Annotated in this window: 16 protein-coding genes; 6 read left to right on the top strand and 10 right to left on the bottom strand. The window is 72.0% G+C overall.

Annotation, left to right across the window (positions count from 1 at the left end):
- Window positions 1-16: 16 nt before the first annotated feature.
- The 4 genes from H295_RS0100840 to H295_RS0100825 all read right to left on the bottom strand — a co-directional run bounded on the left by H295_RS0100840 (window position 17) and on the right by H295_RS0100825 (window position 4,942).
- A complete protein-coding gene (locus tag H295_RS0100840) occupies window positions 17-616 on the bottom strand; it encodes a histidine phosphatase family protein (protein ID WP_020133445.1) in 600 nt (199 codons plus the stop codon).
- 158 nt (window positions 617-774) lie between these two features.
- Window positions 775-1,167, bottom strand: a complete 393-nt coding sequence (locus H295_RS0100835; RefSeq protein WP_020133444.1) for a DUF5955 family protein — start codon at window positions 1,165-1,167, stop codon at window positions 775-777.
- An 18-nt stretch (window positions 1,168-1,185) separates the two neighbouring features.
- Entirely contained in the window at window positions 1,186-3,609 is a 2,424-nt protein-coding gene (locus H295_RS0100830) for a hypothetical protein (RefSeq protein ID WP_020133443.1), read from the bottom strand.
- A 124-nt stretch (window positions 3,610-3,733) separates the two neighbouring features.
- Window positions 3,734-4,942: a pyridoxal phosphate-dependent aminotransferase gene (locus H295_RS0100825; RefSeq protein WP_020133442.1), complete on the bottom strand. Its 1,209-nt coding sequence runs from the start codon at window positions 4,940-4,942 to the stop codon at window positions 3,734-3,736.
- Window positions 4,943-5,029: 87 nt separating this feature from the next.
- Between H295_RS0100825 and H295_RS0100820 the strand changes: the two genes are divergently transcribed.
- Window positions 5,030-5,668, top strand: coding sequence for a winged helix-turn-helix transcriptional regulator (locus tag H295_RS0100820; RefSeq protein ID WP_020133441.1), 639 nt, complete (start codon window positions 5,030-5,032; stop codon window positions 5,666-5,668).
- Between the two features lie 61 nt (window positions 5,669-5,729).
- On the opposite strand, the gene H295_RS0100815 is transcribed toward H295_RS0100820, so the two are convergent.
- The 3 genes from H295_RS0100815 to H295_RS0100805 are packed head-to-tail and all read right to left on the bottom strand — an operon-like array spanning window position 5,730 to window position 9,349.
- The gene (locus H295_RS0100815) at window positions 5,730-6,554 is read right to left on the bottom strand and encodes a hypothetical protein (RefSeq protein ID WP_028808917.1); all 825 of its coding nucleotides are present in this window, start codon (window positions 6,552-6,554) and stop codon (window positions 5,730-5,732) included.
- A complete protein-coding gene (locus H295_RS0100810; protein ID WP_028808916.1) occupies window positions 6,554-7,819 on the bottom strand; it encodes a VWA domain-containing protein in 1,266 nt (421 codons plus the stop codon). The genes H295_RS0100815 and H295_RS0100810 overlap by 1 nt, the downstream gene beginning before the upstream one ends.
- Window positions 7,820-7,864: 45 nt before the next feature.
- Entirely contained in the window at window positions 7,865-9,349 is a 1,485-nt protein-coding gene (locus H295_RS0100805) for an IucA/IucC family protein (RefSeq protein ID WP_020133438.1), read from the bottom strand.
- 101 nt (window positions 9,350-9,450) lie between these two features.
- Between H295_RS0100805 and H295_RS0100800 the strand changes: the two genes are divergently transcribed.
- From H295_RS0100800 to H295_RS0100790, 3 genes are read left to right on the top strand one after another with little or no spacing between them, the layout of a single operon-like run.
- Complete coding sequence (locus H295_RS0100800) at window positions 9,451-10,971, top strand: IucA/IucC family protein (RefSeq protein WP_020133437.1); 1,521 nt, start codon at window positions 9,451-9,453, stop codon at window positions 10,969-10,971.
- 20 nt (window positions 10,972-10,991) lie between these two features.
- Window positions 10,992-11,897 carry a HipA family kinase gene (locus H295_RS0100795; protein ID WP_028808914.1) on the top strand — a complete coding sequence of 302 codons (906 nt, stop codon included), beginning with the start codon at window positions 10,992-10,994 and terminating at the stop codon, window positions 11,895-11,897.
- Window positions 11,894-12,187, top strand: a complete 294-nt coding sequence (locus H295_RS0100790) for a SelT/SelW/SelH family protein (RefSeq protein ID WP_020133435.1) — start codon at window positions 11,894-11,896, stop codon at window positions 12,185-12,187. The genes H295_RS0100795 and H295_RS0100790 overlap by 4 nt, the downstream gene beginning before the upstream one ends.
- Here H295_RS0100790 and aceB read toward each other — a convergent pair.
- The gene (gene aceB, locus H295_RS0100785; protein WP_020133434.1) at window positions 12,177-13,802 is read right to left on the bottom strand and encodes a malate synthase A; all 1,626 of its coding nucleotides are present in this window, start codon (window positions 13,800-13,802) and stop codon (window positions 12,177-12,179) included. The two genes, H295_RS0100790 and aceB, sit on opposite strands and share 11 nt — an antisense overlap.
- 133 nt (window positions 13,803-13,935) lie before the next feature.
- Entirely contained in the window at window positions 13,936-14,535 is a 600-nt protein-coding gene (locus H295_RS0100780) for a nucleotidyltransferase family protein (protein ID WP_020133433.1), read from the bottom strand.
- A 193-nt stretch (window positions 14,536-14,728) separates the two neighbouring features.
- On the opposite strand from H295_RS0100780, the gene H295_RS0100775 reads away from it, so the two are divergent.
- On the top strand, window positions 14,729-15,013 hold the full coding sequence (locus H295_RS0100775; protein ID WP_028808913.1) for a DUF5955 family protein: 285 nt from the start codon (window positions 14,729-14,731) through the stop codon (window positions 15,011-15,013).
- Between the two features lie 141 nt (window positions 15,014-15,154).
- Here the strand turns inward: H295_RS0100775 and H295_RS0100770 are convergent, their stop codons facing one another.
- Window positions 15,155-15,946, bottom strand: coding sequence for an IclR family transcriptional regulator (locus tag H295_RS0100770; RefSeq protein WP_020133431.1), 792 nt, complete (start codon window positions 15,944-15,946; stop codon window positions 15,155-15,157).
- Between the two features lie 282 nt (window positions 15,947-16,228).
- Here H295_RS0100770 and allB point away from each other — a divergent pair, with 282 nt between their 5' ends.
- Window positions 16,229-17,566, top strand: a complete 1,338-nt coding sequence (allB, locus tag H295_RS0100765; protein ID WP_020133430.1) for an allantoinase AllB — start codon at window positions 16,229-16,231, stop codon at window positions 17,564-17,566.
- The last annotated feature ends 3 nt before the right edge of the window (window positions 17,567-17,569 follow it).

Raw genomic sequence — 17,569 nt, 5'->3', positions numbered from 1 at the left:
CCCTTCGCTTCGAAGGCTACGACGTGGGTCTGACATTCCACCCGGAGATCACCGGCCGCCCGTGCTCCGTCCCCAGCCGGCACAGCGTCCCCGTGGCCAGCTGGAACAGTGCCCCGGCCGACGCGGGCAGGCCCAGCCGGCGGGCGGTGAGGACCCGCAGGAAGTGACCGTGCGCGACCAGCACCACGCACCCCTCGGTGTTGGCGTGCGCCGCGTCCACCTTGGCCAGGACCCGGTCCGCGCGCTCTCCGACCTGCTCCGGGCTCTCCCCGGGGTGGTCGGGCGGACCGGGCGCGACACCGTCCGTGAACAGGAACCAGTCCGGGCGCTCCCGCTGGATCTCGACGGTCGTGACGCCCTCGTAGCCGCCGTAGTCCCACTCGCGCAGGTCGACGTCGACGCGGAGATCGTGCAGGCCGATGAGTTCCGCGGTCTCGCGCGCGCGTTGCAGCGGGCTGACGAGGACGGCGCCGATGCGGTGGGAGCGGATCAGTGGCACCAGGCCGCGCGCCTCCTGCCGGCCGTGCTCGGTCAGCGGTACGTCCGTCCAGCCGGTGTGCCGCCCGGACCGCGACCACTCGGTCTCCCCGTGCCGCACCAGAAAGAGATCACCCACGCCCGCACCTTTCCCAGTGGCCTCCCAGCACCGTGCCACAGGGCGGGGGGCTCCGCAGGGCGAGCCCCGCCGGCGGGGTCGTCTCACGGTCCTGCCGACGGGGTGATCTCACAGCCCGGCCGACGGGGTCACCTCACAGCCCCGCCGGCCGCGTCACCTCACAGCCCCGGCAACCCCTGCACCGACTGCGCGAGCTGACCCACCGCCACCACCAACGGTGTCACCGGCTGGACGAACTCGTTCAGACGGGTCAGGGCCCGGCGCAGAACCGTGGGTTCGGGTTCGGGCTCGTCCAGTTCCTCACGCAGACGGCGGAGTTCCCTGGTCGTGGCGTCCGGGTCGGCCAGCGCCGCCCGGTGTTCGTCCAGCAACCGCTCGACGTACGCGAGCAGTTCCGCCGTACGCTCGGCGTCCTGGAGCTGGAAGGAGACCGAGCCGGAGAAGGCCTGGGCACCGTGTCCCACCGCCTGGTTGCCGACGTGGTGCGTGCCGCCGCTGATCATGACGCCGTTGTTGACCGGAGGGTCCTGGCGTCCGTCGTCGCTGCCCATGATGAGGACCTCCTCTGTCTACGTGCCCGAACCTGCCGCGGCACCCGGTCCGGGCCCGCCCACGGCACCGAGCGCCGTCGAGGAGCCCGACTGCTGCTGCGGGAAGTTCTGTGTGGCGCTCGCCCCCGCGCCGATCGCCTGGTTGCCGATGATGCTGGTGCCGCCCTGCTGGATGAGCCCCTGGTTGAGGATGGTCTGCTGCTGGGCGCGGAAGTCGGTGATGTCGTAGCCGCGCGCCTCGAGGAACTCACGGATCGCGGCGAGCGTGTGCCGCTCCACCAGGGAGGTGATCCGCGTGGCGTCCACGACCTGGAAGTAGTTCTGGTAGTCGGGGCTCAGCGCCAGCTCCCGGACGCTCACCCGGGCCCCGAAGTCGTAGACCGGATCCTGCTCCAGCGCCCGGAGCTCGTCCACCATCCGTCTGCTGTGCCGCTCGTCGAAGTACGCCTGCCGCAGTGCCCGCAACGGCGCCGCGTAGAAGGCCTTGCCGGTGCGGGGGACCGCGTCCAGCAGCAGTCCCCGCCGCGCGGAGGGGGACAAAGGTCCGCGCAACCGGTCCACGACGTGGTACTCGGCGCGCACCGGGCCGAGCACATGGTTGCTGCAGTGCAGATGCAGCGTGCGCCCCGTCGTCGAGAAGTGCAGGAACAGGCTCGGGACCACGTCCCCGCCCCACAGCGGCACATGGACCGCCAGATGGTGGCGGACCGTACCGGTGGGGTGCTCCATGATCCGCTCGACCTCGTCGGCCGACAGCCGGGCGGCCGGGGAGAGGCTCCTGGTCCTGATGAACCGCGCGTCCTCCCCGATGCTGGTGCCGCTCGCGAAGACGCGGTCCTCGATGACGAGGGAGTCGAGCGGCGCGGGGGATCCAGCCGGTCCGTCGGATCCGGCCGTTCCGTTGGATCCGGAAGCCCCGGGGGCCTGCGCCGCGTCCGTCACCGCCGCGTCGGCCGCGCCGTGCGCCGCGGTCGTCCGCAGTCGCGCGCGTACGTGGTCGACGAGCTCGGAGAGGGTGAACGCCTCCGGCCCGCCCGGTCGCGACAGCCCGCCGACGGGGTCGCCCGCGGGCAGCAGCGGCACCGCGAGGGACCACTGCGCGGCGGCCCTCGCGTACCCGATGAAGGGCGTGAATCCGCTGTACACCGTGACGTTCCCGTCCTGCGCCTCCCTGATGGCCGCCAGCCGCTCCGCCATCCACTTGCGCCGCGGCACGGTCGGCCGCGGCTGCCGGGCGAACGCCTCGCGGGTCATGGTCGTGCGCAGCAGCCGGTCGACGTCGAGATCGTGGCGTACGACGGTGGCGTACGCGTACGCCACGGCCGCCACGGACAGCAGGGCGGCCGGCACCCCGGCCAGATAGGAGCCCAGCAGCCAGCTCACGAAGCCGGGGGCGGGCAGCGCGGAGACGAGGAAGCCGAGGACGAAGGCGAGGATCACGGCGAAGCCGGCGGCGACCGCCGTGCCGACCAGCGCCCTGCCCTGGGGCTGGTGGCGGCCACGGGTGGCCAGGCTCGGCCGGGTGACGGCCTGCCGGGTGGTCGACAGGAACACGGTGATGAACAGCAGCCACAGGGGCGCGAACACCCCCACCGCGGCGAAGGCCGCGGTCAGCCGCAGGTCGCGGCGCTGCCGCAGCTCCTGGGCCGTCAGACAGTGGCGCACCACCGCGACCAGGTCGACGTCGGGGGAGGCCGCCACGGCGCCGGCCTCGTCGGCCAGGAGGTCCTCGACCACCCGTTCGGCGAAGCCCTCGTCGACGTAGGCCGCGGCGCACAGATACCGGGTGACGTCACCCGGCGCGCTCCCGACCGGCATGTGGACCGGCGCGGTCGTCATACCGGGCCCTCCCTCTCTCCAGCGGCGGAGCGGCGCCGTCACGGCGCCGATGGAACTCGTGCCGGCGCTGCCGCCCCCGCGGGGCAGGCCGGTCGTGACCACCAGCAGCAGGGCACCCGCCACCAGCCCGAACAGGAGGCCGCTGGGCAGCAGGTAGTCCAGCATCTCGTCGCTGGGCCCCAGCCGTATCTCGGACACGAAGGTCGTGTGCAGGCCCCACCACAGCAGGTTGGCCGCCACCGGGACCGTCAGGCCCACGACGAGGCAGCGGATCCGGCCCGCTCTCCCGCGGACCGTCATCCGCCACAGGAAGAAGGCGAGGCACGCGATCAGGAACAGGACGGCGAGGTCGTTCACGACCAGCCCCGACGTGTTCCCGTACCGGGCGGAGGAGGTGTCCCAGCGGGGGACGAACGCCGCTTCGAACAGCCGGCGCAGGGTCGTACTGTCGGACGCCTCGATGTAGAACGTGCGCTCGTAGCGGTCCCAGAGGGGCTGCTGGACCCAGGGGCTGCCCAGCAGGACGAGACTCAGGACCAGCAGCGCGAGCCGGCCACGTAAGGCCGAAGGCGCGCGCGAGACGCGCCGACGAGACGACACCATCCGGGATCCCCCTGTCCCCCGGCCCTGCGGATCAGTGGCCGCACTCTAGGGCATCCCCGCTCTCCCCGACTGTGAACCCCGGCAACACCAGGCAACAGCAGGCGACTTCAAGCCGTACGGCGGGCTACTGCCGATAGCCGCTCAGGAACCTTCCGATCCGCCCGATCGCCGCCTCCAGGTCCTCCGCGTGGGGCAGCGTCAGGATGCGGAAGTGGTCCGGCGTCGGCCAGTTGAAGCCGGTGCCCTGGACGACCTGGATCTTCTCCCGCAGCAGCAGGTCCAGGACGAACTTCTCGTCGTCGTGGATCTTGTGGACCTTGGGGTCCAGACGGGGGAAGGCGTACAGCGAGCCCTTCGGCTTCACGCACGACACCCCGGGGATCTCGTTCAGCTTCTCCCAGGCCACGGTGCGCTGTTCGTGCAGCCGGCCACCGGGGGCGGTGAGTTCGTGGATGGACTGCCGGCCACCGAGGGCCGCCTGGATGGCGTACTGGGCGGGCGCGTTGGCGCACAGCCGCATGGAGGCCAGCATGGTCAGGCCCTCCAGGTAGTTCTTCGCGTGCTGCCTGGGGCCGGTGACCACCAGCCAGCCCGAGCGGAAGCCCGCCACCCGGTACGTCTTCGACAGGCCGCAGAAGGTCAGCACGACCAGGTCGGGCGCGAGCGCGGCCACGGAGTGGTGCACGGCGTCGTCGTACAGGATCTGGTCGTAGATCTCGTCGGCGAAGACCATCAGACCGTGCCGGCGGGCCAGGTCGAGGATGCCCTCGATGATCTCCTTCGGGTAGACCGCGCCGGTGGGGTTGTTGGGGTTGATGATGACGACGGCCTTGGTGCGGTCCGTGATCTTCGACGCCATGTCGTCCAGATCCGGGTACCAGTCGGCCTGTTCGTCGCACAGGTAGTGGACCGCCTTGCCGCCGGCGAGCGTGGTGACGGCCGTCCAGAGCGGGAAGTCCGGTGCGGGGATGAGGATTTCGTCGCCGTCCTCGACCAGCGCCTGTACGGCCATGGAGATCAGCTCGGAGATGCCGTTGCCGAGGAAGACGTCGTCGACGCCGACCTCCAGGCCCAGGGTCTGGTAGCGCCCGGCCACGGCCCGGCGGGCGGAGAGGATGCCGCGCGAGTCGGTGTAGCCGTGTGCCTGCGGGAGCATCCGGATCATGTCCTGGAGGATCTCCTCCGGTGCCTCGAAGCCGAACAGCGCGGGGTTGCCGGTGTTCAGGCGCAGCACGCTGTGCCCCGCCTTCTCCAGTGCGTCGGCGTGCTCGATCACCGGGCCGCGGATCTCGTAGCAGACCTCGCTGAGCTTGTTCGACTGCCGGAACTCCATGCGCTGCTGCCTCTCCGGTTTCGTGTGTTGCTTGGTTTTACCAAGTGGCAGCTTGGAAAGTCCAACAACTTGTCTAGACTGCGTCGCATGTCACCTCGCCGAAGCTACGACCAGTACTGTTCCGCGGCCCGCGCCCTCGACCTCGTCGGCGACCGCTGGACCCTGCTGATCGTCCGGGAACTGCTGGCCGGCCCGCGCCGCTACACGGACCTGCACGCCGACCTGCCGGGCGTGAGCACGGACGTACTCGCCTCCCGGCTGAAGGACATGGAGCGCGACGGCCTCGCCACACGACGCCGGCTGCCCCCGCCCGCCGCGGCCTACGTCTACGAACTCACCGCGCGCGGACGCGAGTTGCTGCCGGTGATCCAGGCTCTCGGTGCCTGGGGAGAGCCCGAACTCGGCGAGCGGCGGCCCACCGACGCGGTACGGGCGCACTGGTTCGCGCTGCCCCTGCTGCGCTCGCTTGAGGGCGAGGGACTCGTCGAAGTACGCCTGGAGGAGGGTGACTTCCATCTGTACGTCGGCGCGCCGACCGGTCCCGCGTACGGCGACGGGCCGGCCCCCGAGGAGCCGGACGCCCGGCTCGTCCTGGACGCGGCGACCTGCGGGGAGCTCGCCCGGGGGGAGTCGAGCCTGCGGGACGCGGTCCGCCGGGGGAGGGTCGAGGTGACCGGGGAGGGCACGATCGCCAAGGTGCTCAGAGAGGCGCTGACGGAGGTGTGAAACAGGGGAAGGCCCGCCGGAGCGGGCCTTCCTGCGGAGACGTCAGGTGTCCTGACCGCCGTCAGGCGCCCGGCGGCACTCGGGACGGCCGTCCCGATCCGCGGGTCAGCGCGTACCCGCCGACACCCGCGAGCGCGGCCAGCGCACCGCCGATCGCCGTCCACACCCACCGGTCGGACCACCAGCCGGAGGACCAGCCGTCCTCGGGCTCGATCGCGGACAGCACGGGGGAGTCGTCCTTCGAGCCGTCCTTCGAACCGGCCTCGTCCGCCTCGGACTTCACCGCGATGCCCGGCACCAGCGGCTCGGCCAGTGAGCCGTCCACCGCGGCCGAACCGCCGATGTCCTTGGAGTCGACCCGCACCTCGGTGCTGACCGGAAGACCCAGGTCGGCGGTGCCGACGCCGACGGCCGTGAGCCGGAGGTAGTACGTGCCCGGCAGCGGGTCGTTGGCCCAGGCCTCGGACCAGGCGCGGACCGTGCGCAGGGTGCAGGCCAGCTCCACGTCGGCCACGCCCGCCGCGGCGGTGCGCGTCTGGGAGCCGTACTGGCAGGACTGGCGGCGCCGCAGACCGTCGTACACGTCGATCTGCCAGGTCTCGGTGGTGTGCGACTGAGGCAGCTTCACCGTCGCCTTCACGGTGGGCCGTTGACCGGAGTCCGCGGGGAACGACCAGTACAGGTAGTCGCCCGTGGACCCGCTCGCCGTGGCGGTCTGGCCCTGCTCGATCTCGGTCGCCGTACGGAAGGAGGTGCCCGCCCGGGTGGGGGCGCCGGCGTCCGCCGAGGCCGAGTCCGTCGGGGTCGGCGAGGAGTCCGCCGCGGCCGGTGCGACGGCCAGCCCGAGCATCAGCAGGGTAGCGCTCAACACGCGTGTGATCCGCATCAGTTGGTCCTCCAGACCGCGACCCGCCAGCGCGACACCCAGCCCCACAGCAGACCGGCGACGAAGCCGGCGAGGATCAGCACGCCGAGCAGCCACCAGCCGCGCCCGAGGCCGAAGGAGGCCACGTCGCTCGCCTTCGACGGCCCGTCCACGACGTCCACGGTCAGCTCAAGCGGCAGACCCGGAGAGGTCTTCACCCCGGGGCCCGCCGAGAAGGAGTTGGTGACCTGGAGGCACACGGTCTCGGCCGGAGCGTCGTCCTCGTCGCTCTCCGGCTTCGGGTAGCGCAGGCCCGACGAGATCACGTCGGTACGGCCGTTGCCCGCCGCCTCGCCGCGCACGATCTCGCGGCCGTGCACGGTCACCGCCCGCAGCAGCACACCGTACGAGGGGTTCACGGCCCGGTCGGCTGCCACGCTCACCGAAGTCCGCAGCTCCTGGCCCGGCTTGACGTCGACCCGGTACCAGCGCTGCTGGGTGAACTCCTCGCGGTCGGTGTAGAGGCCGGACTTCAGCGTGGGCGCGGTGGTGCAGGCGTCGGTGCCCTCGGTGGCCACCGGTGTCACCACCGGGTCGGCCGCACGGTCCACCAACTGGTTCACCTTGTCGGTGAGTTCGTCGGTGTGCTCGACCGAGGTGTAGGTGCCGCCGGTCGCCTCGGCGATACAGCTGAGCTGCTTGCTCAGCTTGGTGCTGGGGACGAGGCCGAGGGTGTCGATGGTCAGTCCGACGCCCTTGGCGGAGATCTCCCGGGCCACCTCGCACGGGTCGAGCGGGGCGCAGGTGTCCTCGCCGTCGGTGATCAGCACGATCCGCTTCGAGCCGTCGCCCGCGGCGAAGTCACCGGCCGCCTTGAGCAGCGCGGGCCCGATCGGGGTCCAGCCGGTGGGGGAGAGGGTCGCCACCGCCGTCTTGGCCTCGGTGCGGTCCAGGGTGCTGACCGGGTAGAGCTGCGCGGTGTCCTTGCAGCCCGTCTTGCGGTCGTTGCCCGGGTAGTCGGCGCCGAGCGTCCGGATGCCGAGCTGGACCTCCTCGGGCGTGGCGTCCAGCACCTCGTTGAAGGCCCGCTTCGCCGCCGCCATCCGGGTGCCGCCGTCGATGTCCGCCGTCCGCATCGAGCCGCTGACATCGAGGACGAGATCGACCTGCGGCGCGCTGCCGCCCACGGGTTCACCGGCGGCCGCCGCGACCGGGAAGGCGATCCCGGCCGTCAACGCGGCGAGCAGGGCACCCACTCCCGCCGTCAGCCGTTTTCTTGTGATCATCGCCGGATCCTATTGATCAGGTGCGCCGCGCTCCAAAACGGCCGCTCACCACAGGGGGTTGGGCAGCTGCGTCCACTGGTCGCCCGGTGTCCCCGGCGAGAGTCGCATCAGCGTCAACGCCTTAGCGGGCAGCGGCTGTTCGAGCAGCGCGAGCAGATCGGGCGTGCGCGGCAGATCCCGTACGACACTCTCCAGCGCCCCGCGCAACGCGGCCGCCGAACCAGCCGTACCCGCGAGGGCGCCCGCCACCAGGGAGCCGAACAGCTTGCGTCGCAGGGTGGTCATGTCGTCCGTGACGACCCGTCCGGACAGCTCCGGCACCGGGATGCCGTGCCGGGCCAGCCGGGCCGGGCTGATCCGGATGTCGGCGAGGTCCCGGTAGACCAGCCGCACGGGCGCGCCTTCCTCGTCCAGCACGACGAGGAGGTTCTGGCCGTGCGCCTCCAGGGCGACTCCCAGCTCCAGCAGCCGCAGGCCGGCCGTGACGGCGAGCCGGGCGAACTCCGCGAGCCAGGCCGGGGATGCGGGCAGGTCGGTGGTGGCGAGGGCGGCCACCGGCAGCACCCGGTCGCCGTGGACCTGCGGGGACTCGCGCAACACGGCTGCGAGATCGGGGGAGTTGGCGGTGGCGGCGCCCAGCGTGCGGGTGAAGTGCAGCAGTCCGTCCATCCGTTCGGCCAGTGTCTCCGCGAACCCGGAGAGCGTGGCGGACAGACCGATCGAGTACTCGGAGATGTCCCGCACCGAGGACGTGAGGCGGGCGCTCAGGGCCGTCTTGACATGCCGTTCGCCGGACACGGCGAGGGTGCGCAGGGACATCAGCGGACGGGCGTCGAGGCCCTCGGAGGCGGACCGCTTCAGCACGTGCTCCGCCTGCCAGGGATGCACCGGCAGCAACAGCCGCTCCCCGTCCCGCAGATCCTCGGGCCAGGCCCCGGTCACCAGGCACTCGGAAGCCGGTACCGGCACCAGCCCCAGCCGCACCACGGGCCGGTGCTCCGGCCCGTAGGCCAGCTGCTCGGCCACCGAGAAGCCGGGCCGGGAACGGCAGTTGGGGTGGAAGGGGTGGCCGTCGACGACCCGCTGCTCCCACTCCCAGTCGTGCACCGGCCACGTGGCCGGGCGGGGCTCCTGAGTCGCCCTCGACAGCGCCAACGAGGCCACGCTGTCGTCGAGTTCGGCCGCGAACTCGGTGCCGTGCGGCACACCGAGACCGGTCATCAGGTGCGCGGGACGGTCGTACGCGGTCCCGTCCAGCCGCACGGCCCTCACGTAGGCGGCGGTGGCGTACGGGTCCGGGTGCGGGCCGTGCAGCCGGCGGCCGTCCGCGAGGCGCAGGGTGAGGCCCTCCCGGCCCGCCTCCCGCGCCACCACCCAGGGCAGCGGCTCGTGCGTGAGCCCACGCCACAGCCGGGACAGCACGGCCGCCCGGGCGTCGGGCAGCTCGGCCGCGTACCGCGCCGCGAGGTCGGGGCGTACGACGGCCAGCTCGTCGGCGAACTCGGCCTCGGTGGCGCGGGGACGGTGCACGGGAGGACTCCTCGGGAGCGACTGGTGTCACGGTGGAGGAATGACGGCAGACATACTGATCGTCATCGCCCCAGATCAACCGTAGAGAACGAGTGGAACGCGTGGACCTCCTGCCCCCGCCGGCCGACGCCGTCGCACACCGTGCCGACGCGTACGCGGCGGCGCCCCTGCTCAACTGTCTGCTGCGCGAGGTGGCCGAACGGCTCCGGGAACCCGGCGACCGCCCGGTGTACCGGCTCCCCGACGGACGGCTGCTCCGGGTGCGCGGCGAGCGGCGGCCCGCCGAGCCCGAGGTGTGCGTGGCGGGCGGCTGGCGGCGGGTGAACCACACCGAACTCGTGAAGCTCGTCGCCGAGGAACTGACCCGGCACACCGGACTGTCCAACCACGACCTGCCCGCCGAGATGATCGACAGCCGGGACGCGGTGGCCGCCCTGCTCACGGCCAGGGACCGGGCGACGGCGCCCCGTGACCCGTATCTGCGCTCGGAGCAGTGCCTCGTCACCGGCCACCCCCACCACCCCGCTCCCAAGGCCCGCGGCGGTGGCCCCGCCGCCGCCTGGCTGCCGTACGCCCCCGAGGCGCACGCCCGGTTCCCCCTGGTCCTGCTCGGCCTGCGTGAGGACGCCGTCGTCGAGGAGGGCGACACCGCGGCCCTCGACGCGCTCGGCGAGGCCCCGCCCGGCTACCGGCTGCTCCCGGCCCACCCCTGGCAGCTGGACCTCGTGGGCTGCGCGGAGGCCTTCGCGGACGGCCGCCTGATCCGGCTCGGCACGACGGGCTTCGAGGTCTGGCCGACGGCCGCGATCCGCACGGTGTACGCCCCCGCGAGCGACCTGTTCCTGAAGTTCAGCCTGGACGTGCGCATCACGAACGACATCCGCCGGCTCTGGCGTCACGACCTGCTCAAACTCCGCCGTACGGATGAAGCGGTGGTCCGGGCCTTCGCCCAGGGCCCCGGCTACTCGGGCCCCGGCTCCTCGGGGAGCCCCCGTTCCGCCGCCTGGCTGAGCGACCGCGGCTACCGCACCGCCGACTTCGCCTTCGAGGAACTCGCCGTCCTCGTCCGCGACGGCCTGGCCGGCCATGTGCGGCCCGGGGCGACCCCGCTGCTGGCCGCCGGCCTGGTGGAGGGCTTCGAGGGCAGCCCGCTCGACACCGCCCGGGACCCGGCCGCCTGGTGGGAGGCGTATCTGCGCGCGGTCGTACCGCCCGTCCTCGCGGCCTTCGCCGACCACGGCGTCGTCCTCGAGGCGCACCTCCAGAACACCCTGGTGGCCGTGGCCGACGACGGCACGCCCGTGCAGGCGCTGTTCCGGGACGCCGAGGGCGTGAAGCTCCTGACGGACGTGGAGCGCGCGGACGGCTGGGAGCGGCTGGTGTACTGCCTGGTCGTGAACCACCTGTGGGAGATCGCCGCGGCCCTCGCCGAACGCCGGCCCGGCTTCGACCCGTGGCCCGCCGCCCGCCGCGAACTCGCCCGCCACGCCCTCCCGGAAGCCGCCGCCCTCCTCACCGCGCCGACCCTCCCCGGCAAGACGAACCTGCTGCTCAGATGGACGGGGGCGGACGGGGCGGACGCCCGGTACCTGCCGTTGCCGAACCCGCTGGCCGGAGCCTGACCTGAACTACCCTGTCCGGTGTGCTGCGCACTGTGACTGCTGTTCGATACGTGACCCCGCTGAGGTCCGGCGGCTCCGTCCCCGGGGTCGTCGAGGCCGACGACCTCGGCACCTACGTCGTGAAGTTCACCGGCTCCGCCCAGGGACGCAAGGCGCTGGTCGCCGAGGTGATCGTCGGTGAGCTGGCCCGGGCCCTCGGGCTGCGCTTCCCGGAGCTGGTCCTGGTGCGTTTCGACCCGGCGATCGCCGACAGCGAGCCCCACCAGGAGGTGCGGGACCTCCACGCGGCCAGCGCGGGCGTGAACCTCGGCATGGACTACCTCTCGGGCGCCAGCGACTTCACCCCCGAGATCGCGAGGACGTTCCCCGTCGACCCGGTGGAGGCCGGCCGGATCGTCTGGCTCGACGCGCTCACCGTCAACGTCGACCGCACGGTCCACAGCTCCAACCTGATGGTCTGGCCGACGCTCGGCGTCGCACCCCCGCGCCTGTGGCTGATCGACCACGGCGCCGCCCTCGTCTTCCACCACCGCTGGGACGGCACCGACCCCACGAAGTCCTACGACTTCCGCCACCACGCCCTGGGCCACTACGGCCCGGACGTGCGCGCCGCCGACGCGGAACTCGCGCCCAAGGTCACCCTCGACGTCCTGCGCGAGGTCACCGCGGCCGTTCCCGACGCCTGGCTCACCGACTTCGCGACCCCGGACGAGGCGCGCGAGGCCTACGTAACGTACCTGCACGCGCGTGTGCGGGCCTCCGAGGCCTGGCTGCCCACCGACTTCCCCACCCGGGAGGAACTCGCCGCCGAGGAGGCCCTGCGCGCGGCGCGGACACAGGAAGGGCGGCCCAAGTGGCTGAAGCGGGTCCCCGACCTGCACGGCAAGCCGGCCGCGGAACAGGATTGGTCGGTGCACCTCGGATGAGTCCCGTCGTACAGATCGAGTACTGCACCCAGTGCCGCTGGCTGCCGCGTGCGGCCTGGCTGGCACAGGAGCTGCTCACCACGTTCGAGCAGGAGCTGGGCGAGCTGTCCCTCAAGCCCGGCACGGGCGGGGTGTTCGTGGTGCGGGTCGACGACGAGGTCGTGTGGGACCGGCGCGAGCAGGGCTTCCCGGAGCCCACGGCGGTGAAGCGGGCCGTACGCGACCGAGTGGCCCCGGGGAAGTCCCTGGGCCACTCGGACACGGTCTCCGCGGAGGACGTCAGCCCTTGAGCTGCTCGTACGCCGGCAGCGTGAGGAAGTCCGCGTAGTCCTCGTCCAGCGAGACCTCCAGCAGCAGGTCATGGGCCTGCTGCCAGTGACCGGCGGCGAACGCCTCCTCGCCGAGCTCGGCACGGATGTTCGCCAGCTCCTCGGCGGCGACCTTGCGGGCCAGCTCCGGCGTGGCCTTCTCGCCGTTCTCGAACTCCACGCCCGCGTTGATCCACTGCCAGATCTGCGAGCGCGAGATCTCGGCCGTGGCCGCGTCCTCCATGAGGTTGAAGATGGCGACCGCGCCCAGCCCGCGCAGCCAGGCCTCGATGTAACGGATGCCGACCTGCACGGCGTTGACGAGACCGGGGTACGTCGGCCTGGCCTTGAGCGAGTCGATCGCGATGAGGTCGGCCGCCTCGACGTGGACGTCCTCGCGCAGCCGGTCCTTCTGGTTCGGCTTGTCGCCGAGGACCTTGTCGAAGGACTCCATGGCGATGGGGACGAGGTCGGGGTGGGCGACCCAGGAGCCGTCGAAGCCGTCGCCGGCCTCACGGTCCTTGTCGGCCCGGACCTTCTCGAAGGCGACCTTGTTGACCTCGGCGTCCCGGCGCGAGGGGATGAAGGCCGCCATGCCGCCGATCGCGTGCGCGCCGCGCTTGTGGCAGGTGCGGACGAGGAGTTCGGTGTACGCCCGCATGAACGGGGCCGTCATCGTGACCGCGTTGCGGTCCGGCAGGACGAACCTGGCACCGCCGTCACGGAAGTTCTTCACGATGGAGAACAGGTAGTCCCAGCGGCCCGCGTTCAACCCCGAGGCGTGGTCGCGGAGTTCGTAGAGGATCTCCTCCATCTCGTACGCGGCCGTGATCGTCTCGATCAGCACGGTCGCGCGGACGGTGCCCTGCGGGATCCCGGTGTACTCCTGCGCGAACACGAACACGTCGTTCCACAGGCGGGCTTCGAGGTGGGACTCGGTCTTCGGGAGGTAGAAGTACGGGCCCTTGCCGAGGTCGAGCAGCCGCTGGGCGTTGTGGAAGAAGTAGAGGCCGAAGTCGACCAGGGCGCCGGGGACCGGGGTGCCGTTCGCGTCGACCAGGTGCCGCTCGTTCAGGTGCCAGCCGCGCGGCCGCATGACGACGGTGGCGAGTTCCTCGTCCGCCTTGAGGGCGTAGGACTTTCCGGACTTCTCGTCGGTGAAGTCGATGTTCCGGGTGTACGCGTCCGCCAGGTTGACCTGCCCGAGGACGACGTTCTCCCACGTCGGCGCGGAGGCGTCCTCGAAGTCCGCGAGCCACACCCTGGCACCGGAGTTGAGGGCGTTGATGGTCATCTTGCGGTCGGTGGGGCCGGTGATCTCGACCCGGCGGTCGTTCAGGGCCGCGGGGGAGGGGGCCACCTTCCAGGAGTCGTCCGCGCGGATCGCGGCGGTCTCCGGGAGGAAGTCGAGCGTGGAGGTGCGGGCGATCTCGGCGCGGCGCGCGGCCCGGCGGGCCAGCAGCTCGTCACGCCGGGGCGTGAACCGGCGGTGCAGCTCGGCCACGAAGGCGAGGGCCGCCTCGGTGAGGACCTCCTCCTGCCGCGGCAGGGGCTCGGCGTCGACGATGGCCAGCGGGGACGGCGCTGGTGCGGACATGAGCGGTCACTTCTCCTTCAACGGGCTGGAGCCGCCCGGTGCGGACGGTTCCGTGCCGGGGCTGTGAGTGGATAATAGTTTCCTTATCGTGGAAGTTCAATGATTTGTTGATGTCGAGATTCTCCGGATCGAGTCATTCCAGGTACCGGAGATCGTCGAGCGTGTCGATGTCGTACGCCTGGGCCACGTCCCCGCACTCGACCAGCGTGAGCGCCTCCCGGTGCTCCCTCAGATAGACACGTGCCCCTTGGTCACCGGTCGCAGTCGCGGCGATCCCGGCCCAGTGGACGCTCCCGAGCAGGACCGGGTGGCCACGTACGCCGTCGTAGGCGGCCGAGGCGAGCGAGGTCTCGTCCTCGTACGCGGCGAGCACCCGGCGCACGGCCTCCGCGCCGATCCCGGGCTGGTCGACCAGCGAGACCAGCGCGGCCCCCGCCGTCGTCCCGGCGAGCGACGCGAGCCCGGCCCGCAGCGACGACCCCATGCCCTCGGCCCACGCCGGGTTCTCCACGGTCACGCACTCACCGAGCTCCGCCCGCTCCCGTACGGTTGCCGCGGCGGCCCCCAGGACCACGTGCACCCGTGTGCAGCCCGCCGCGCGCAGGACGCCCACCGCGTGTTCGACGAGCGGGCGGCCCCGGTGTTCGAGCAGTGCCTTGGGCCGCCCGCCGAGCCGCCGCCCGCCGCCCGCGGCCAGGAGCAGCCCGGCGACCTGCTGTTCGTTCTCCGTCATGCGTCCTGCATACCTGACGCACCGGTGTGCGGCGGATTTCAGCGGGCTGGATTTCGGTCCGCACGGTGGCGCCGGGCGCCCCGTGTGGCGTTTACTGACCCGCATCCCTGGGCGCCTGACCGACGCCACCGGGACGTCGGAGTGCGGAAGGTGCGCGGGGAGAGCCGTGTTGCGGAGCTTGGGGCAGAGACCGGTGAGCGGCAGCGACAACGATCCGAGAGTGGCGGAACTGCGGACCGCGGTCTCCCGCCTGCGCCGCGAACTCGCCGCGCACCCGGCGGAGTTCCCCGACCGGGACATCGCCGAGGACGAACTCGCCGCGCTGGCCGCCATGACGATCGAGGGCTCTCCCGAAGTCCCCCGCCTGCGGCGGTCGTTGCTGCTGATCGCGGGGGCGATCGGATCGGTCAGCGCGTTGTCGCGGGGCCTGGGCGAGGTCCGCGAGGCGGTCGAACTCTTCGGGGAGCCGCGCCGCTAGCCGGGGAAGGCCCCCGGTGCCGCCACCTCGGCGGGCCGTTTCGACCGGTCAGCCGGGGAAGCATCCCCGGTACCGGTCGGTCAGCCGGGGAAGAGCCCCGGTACCGGCCGGTGCGGCGTCCCGGCTGTCGCTGTACGGCGGTCACGCCGGGTTCTGGGTGGCCAGGGCCTCGGAGAGTTCGCCGGCCACCTGCTGGAGCACCGGCACGATCTTCTCGGTGGCCGCCTCGGTGACCCGTCCGGCCGGGCCGGAGATCGAAATGGCCGCCGCGGTGGGGGAGTTGGGCACCGAGACCGCGAGGCAGCGGACGCCGATCTCCTGCTCGTTGTCATCGACGGCGTAGCCCTGCGCGCGTACGTCCACGAGGGCCGCGAGGAAGCCGTCCGGTGTCGTGATCGTCTTCTCGGTCGCGGCCGGCATACCGGTCCGGGCGAGCAGGGCGCGCACCTCGTGGTCGGGGGTGTTCGCGAGCAGCGCCTTGCCGACGCCCGTGGAGTGCGGCAGGACGCGCCGGCCTACCTCGGTGAACATCCGCATCGAGTGCTTCGAGGGTACCTGGGCGACATAGACGATCTCGTCCCCGTCGAGCAGGGCCATGTTGGCCGTCTCCCCGGTCTCCTCGACCAGGCGGGCCAGATAGGGCCGGGCCCAGGTGCCGAGCAGCCGGGAGGCCGACTCGCCGAGGCGGATCAGGCGCGGGCCGAGGGCATAGCGGCGGTTGGGCTGCTGGCGGACGTAGCCGCAGGACACCAGCGTGCGCATCAGGCGGTGGATGGTCGGCAGCGGCAGCCCGCTGCTCGCGGAGAGCTCGCTCAGACCGACCTCGCCGCCCGCGTCCGCCATGCGTTCCAGCAGGTCGAAGGCGCGCTCGAGGGACTGCACCCCGCCGGCGGACCTGGCGGAGTCGGTGGTGCTGGCGCTGGACGTCGGCACGGCGCGTTCCTTTCGGGGCTGCCTTCGGGGCGGGGCAGGAAGGAGCAGCAGCCTACCCGGCAGTCGGTTGACTCCCCGCTGGTGCATGGCTACGTTCTGCTTGCTGGAAGTCTAATTCCGCTTTGTGGAAACGTCCAGAGAGTCGGCGTCGGGCGCACTCTGGAGAAGTGTGCCCTTGACGGCGCCCGAACGGGAGTGAAGACTCCTTCAACAGAAAGTTGAATTCCGTTACGCGGAAGTTAACGGCGGCGCGGGAGTCATCCGCGGCAGAGAGGGGTCCGGGTGTCCGACACTGAACTGGTGCTGCGCTCGACGCGCGTCATCACACCCGAGGGGACACGGGCCGCGTCGGTCGCGGTCGGCGGCGGAAGGATCACGGCCGTCCTGCCGTACGACTGCGAGGTGCCCTCCGGCGCCCGCGTCGAGGACCTCGGCGACGACGTCCTGCTGCCCGGCCTGGTCGACACCCACGTGCACGTCAACGACCCCGGCCGCACCGAGTGGGAGGGCTTCTGGACCGCCACCCGCGCGGCGGCGGCCGGCGGCATCACCACCCTCGTCGACATGCCGCTCAACTCCCTCCCGCCCACGACGACCGTCGAGAACCTGCGCACGAAGCGCGAGGTCGCCGCCGACAAGGCCCACATCGACGTCGGCTTCTGGGGCGGCGCGCTGCCCGACAACGTCAAGGACCTGCGCCCGCTGCACGAGTCGGGCGTCTTCGGCTTCAAGGCGTTCCTCTCGCCCTCCGGCGTCGACGAGTTCCCGCACCTCGACCAGGACGGCCTAGCCCGCTCGCTGGCCGAGATCGCCTCGTTCGACGGCCTGCTGATCGTGCACGCCGAGGACCCGCACCACCTGGAGACCGCCCCGCAGCGCGGCGGTCCCAAGTACGCCGACTTCCTGGCCTCCCGCCCGCGCGACGCCGAGGACACGGCCATCGCCCAACTCATCGCTCAGGCCAAGCGGTTGGACGCGCGCGTGCATGTGCTCCACCTGTCGTCGAGCGACGCGCTCCCGCTGATCGCCCAGGCCAAGGCGGAGGGCGTCCGCATCACGGTCGAGACCTGCCCGCACTACCTGACGCTGACGGCCGAGGAAGTCCCGGACGGCGCCAGCGAGTTCAAGTGCTGCCCGCCCATCCGGGAGTCCGCCAACCAGGACCTGCTGTGGCAGGCGCTGGCCGACGGCACCATCGACTGTGTGGTCACCGACCACTCGCCGTCCACGGCCGACCTGAAGACCGACGACTTCGCCACTGCCTGGGGCGGCATCTCCGGCCTCCAGCTGAGCCTCGCCGCGGTCTGGACGGAGGCCCGCAGACGCGGCCACACCCTGGAGGACGTCGTCCGCTGGATGTCCGCCCGGACCTCCCAACTGGCCGGCCTGGACCGCAAGGGCGCCATCGAGGCCGGCCGCGACGCCGACTTCGCCGTCCTCGCCCCCGATGCCACCTTCACCGTCGACCCGGCGGCCCTCCAGCACCGCAACCGCGTCACGGCGTACGCGGGCAAGACCCTGTACGGGGTGGTGAAGTCGACCTGGCTGCGCGGCCGACGCATCGTGCACGAAGGCGAGTTCACCGCGCCGACGGGTCAACTGCTCACCCGAAAACCCTGATCC

The sequence above is a fragment of the Streptomyces sp. 351MFTsu5.1 genome (assembly GCF_000383655.1).
Lineage (GTDB): Bacteria > Actinomycetota > Actinomycetes > Streptomycetales > Streptomycetaceae > Streptomyces > Streptomyces griseorubiginosus.
The sequence above is the reverse complement of the archived record's forward strand: the minus strand, read 5'-3'. Positions and strand labels throughout refer to the sequence as shown.

What these genes read in the sequence shown, in the direction of transcription:
- aceB (WP_020133434.1), bottom strand. Translation starts at nt 13,802, where the DNA reads ATGTCCGCACCAGCGCCGTCCCCGCTGGCCATCGTCGACGCCGAGCCC.
- H295_RS0100820 (WP_020133441.1), top strand. Translation starts at nt 5,030, where the DNA reads ATGTCACCTCGCCGAAGCTACGACCAGTACTGTTCCGCGGCCCGCGCC.
- H295_RS0100830 (WP_020133443.1), bottom strand. Translation starts at nt 3,609, where the DNA reads ATGGTGTCGTCTCGTCGGCGCGTCTCGCGCGCGCCTTCGGCCTTACGT.
- H295_RS0100815 (WP_028808917.1), bottom strand. Translation starts at nt 6,554, where the DNA reads ATGCGGATCACACGCGTGTTGAGCGCTACCCTGCTGATGCTCGGGCTG.
- H295_RS0100810 (WP_028808916.1), bottom strand. Translation starts at nt 7,819, where the DNA reads ATGATCACAAGAAAACGGCTGACGGCGGGAGTGGGTGCCCTGCTCGCC.
- H295_RS0100790 (WP_020133435.1), top strand. Translation starts at nt 11,894, where the DNA reads ATGAGTCCCGTCGTACAGATCGAGTACTGCACCCAGTGCCGCTGGCTG.
- H295_RS0100825 (WP_020133442.1), bottom strand. Translation starts at nt 4,942, where the DNA reads ATGGAGTTCCGGCAGTCGAACAAGCTCAGCGAGGTCTGCTACGAGATC.
- H295_RS0100780 (WP_020133433.1), bottom strand. Translation starts at nt 14,535, where the DNA reads ATGACGGAGAACGAACAGCAGGTCGCCGGGCTGCTCCTGGCCGCGGGC.
- H295_RS0100835 (WP_020133444.1), bottom strand. Translation starts at nt 1,167, where the DNA reads ATGGGCAGCGACGACGGACGCCAGGACCCTCCGGTCAACAACGGCGTC.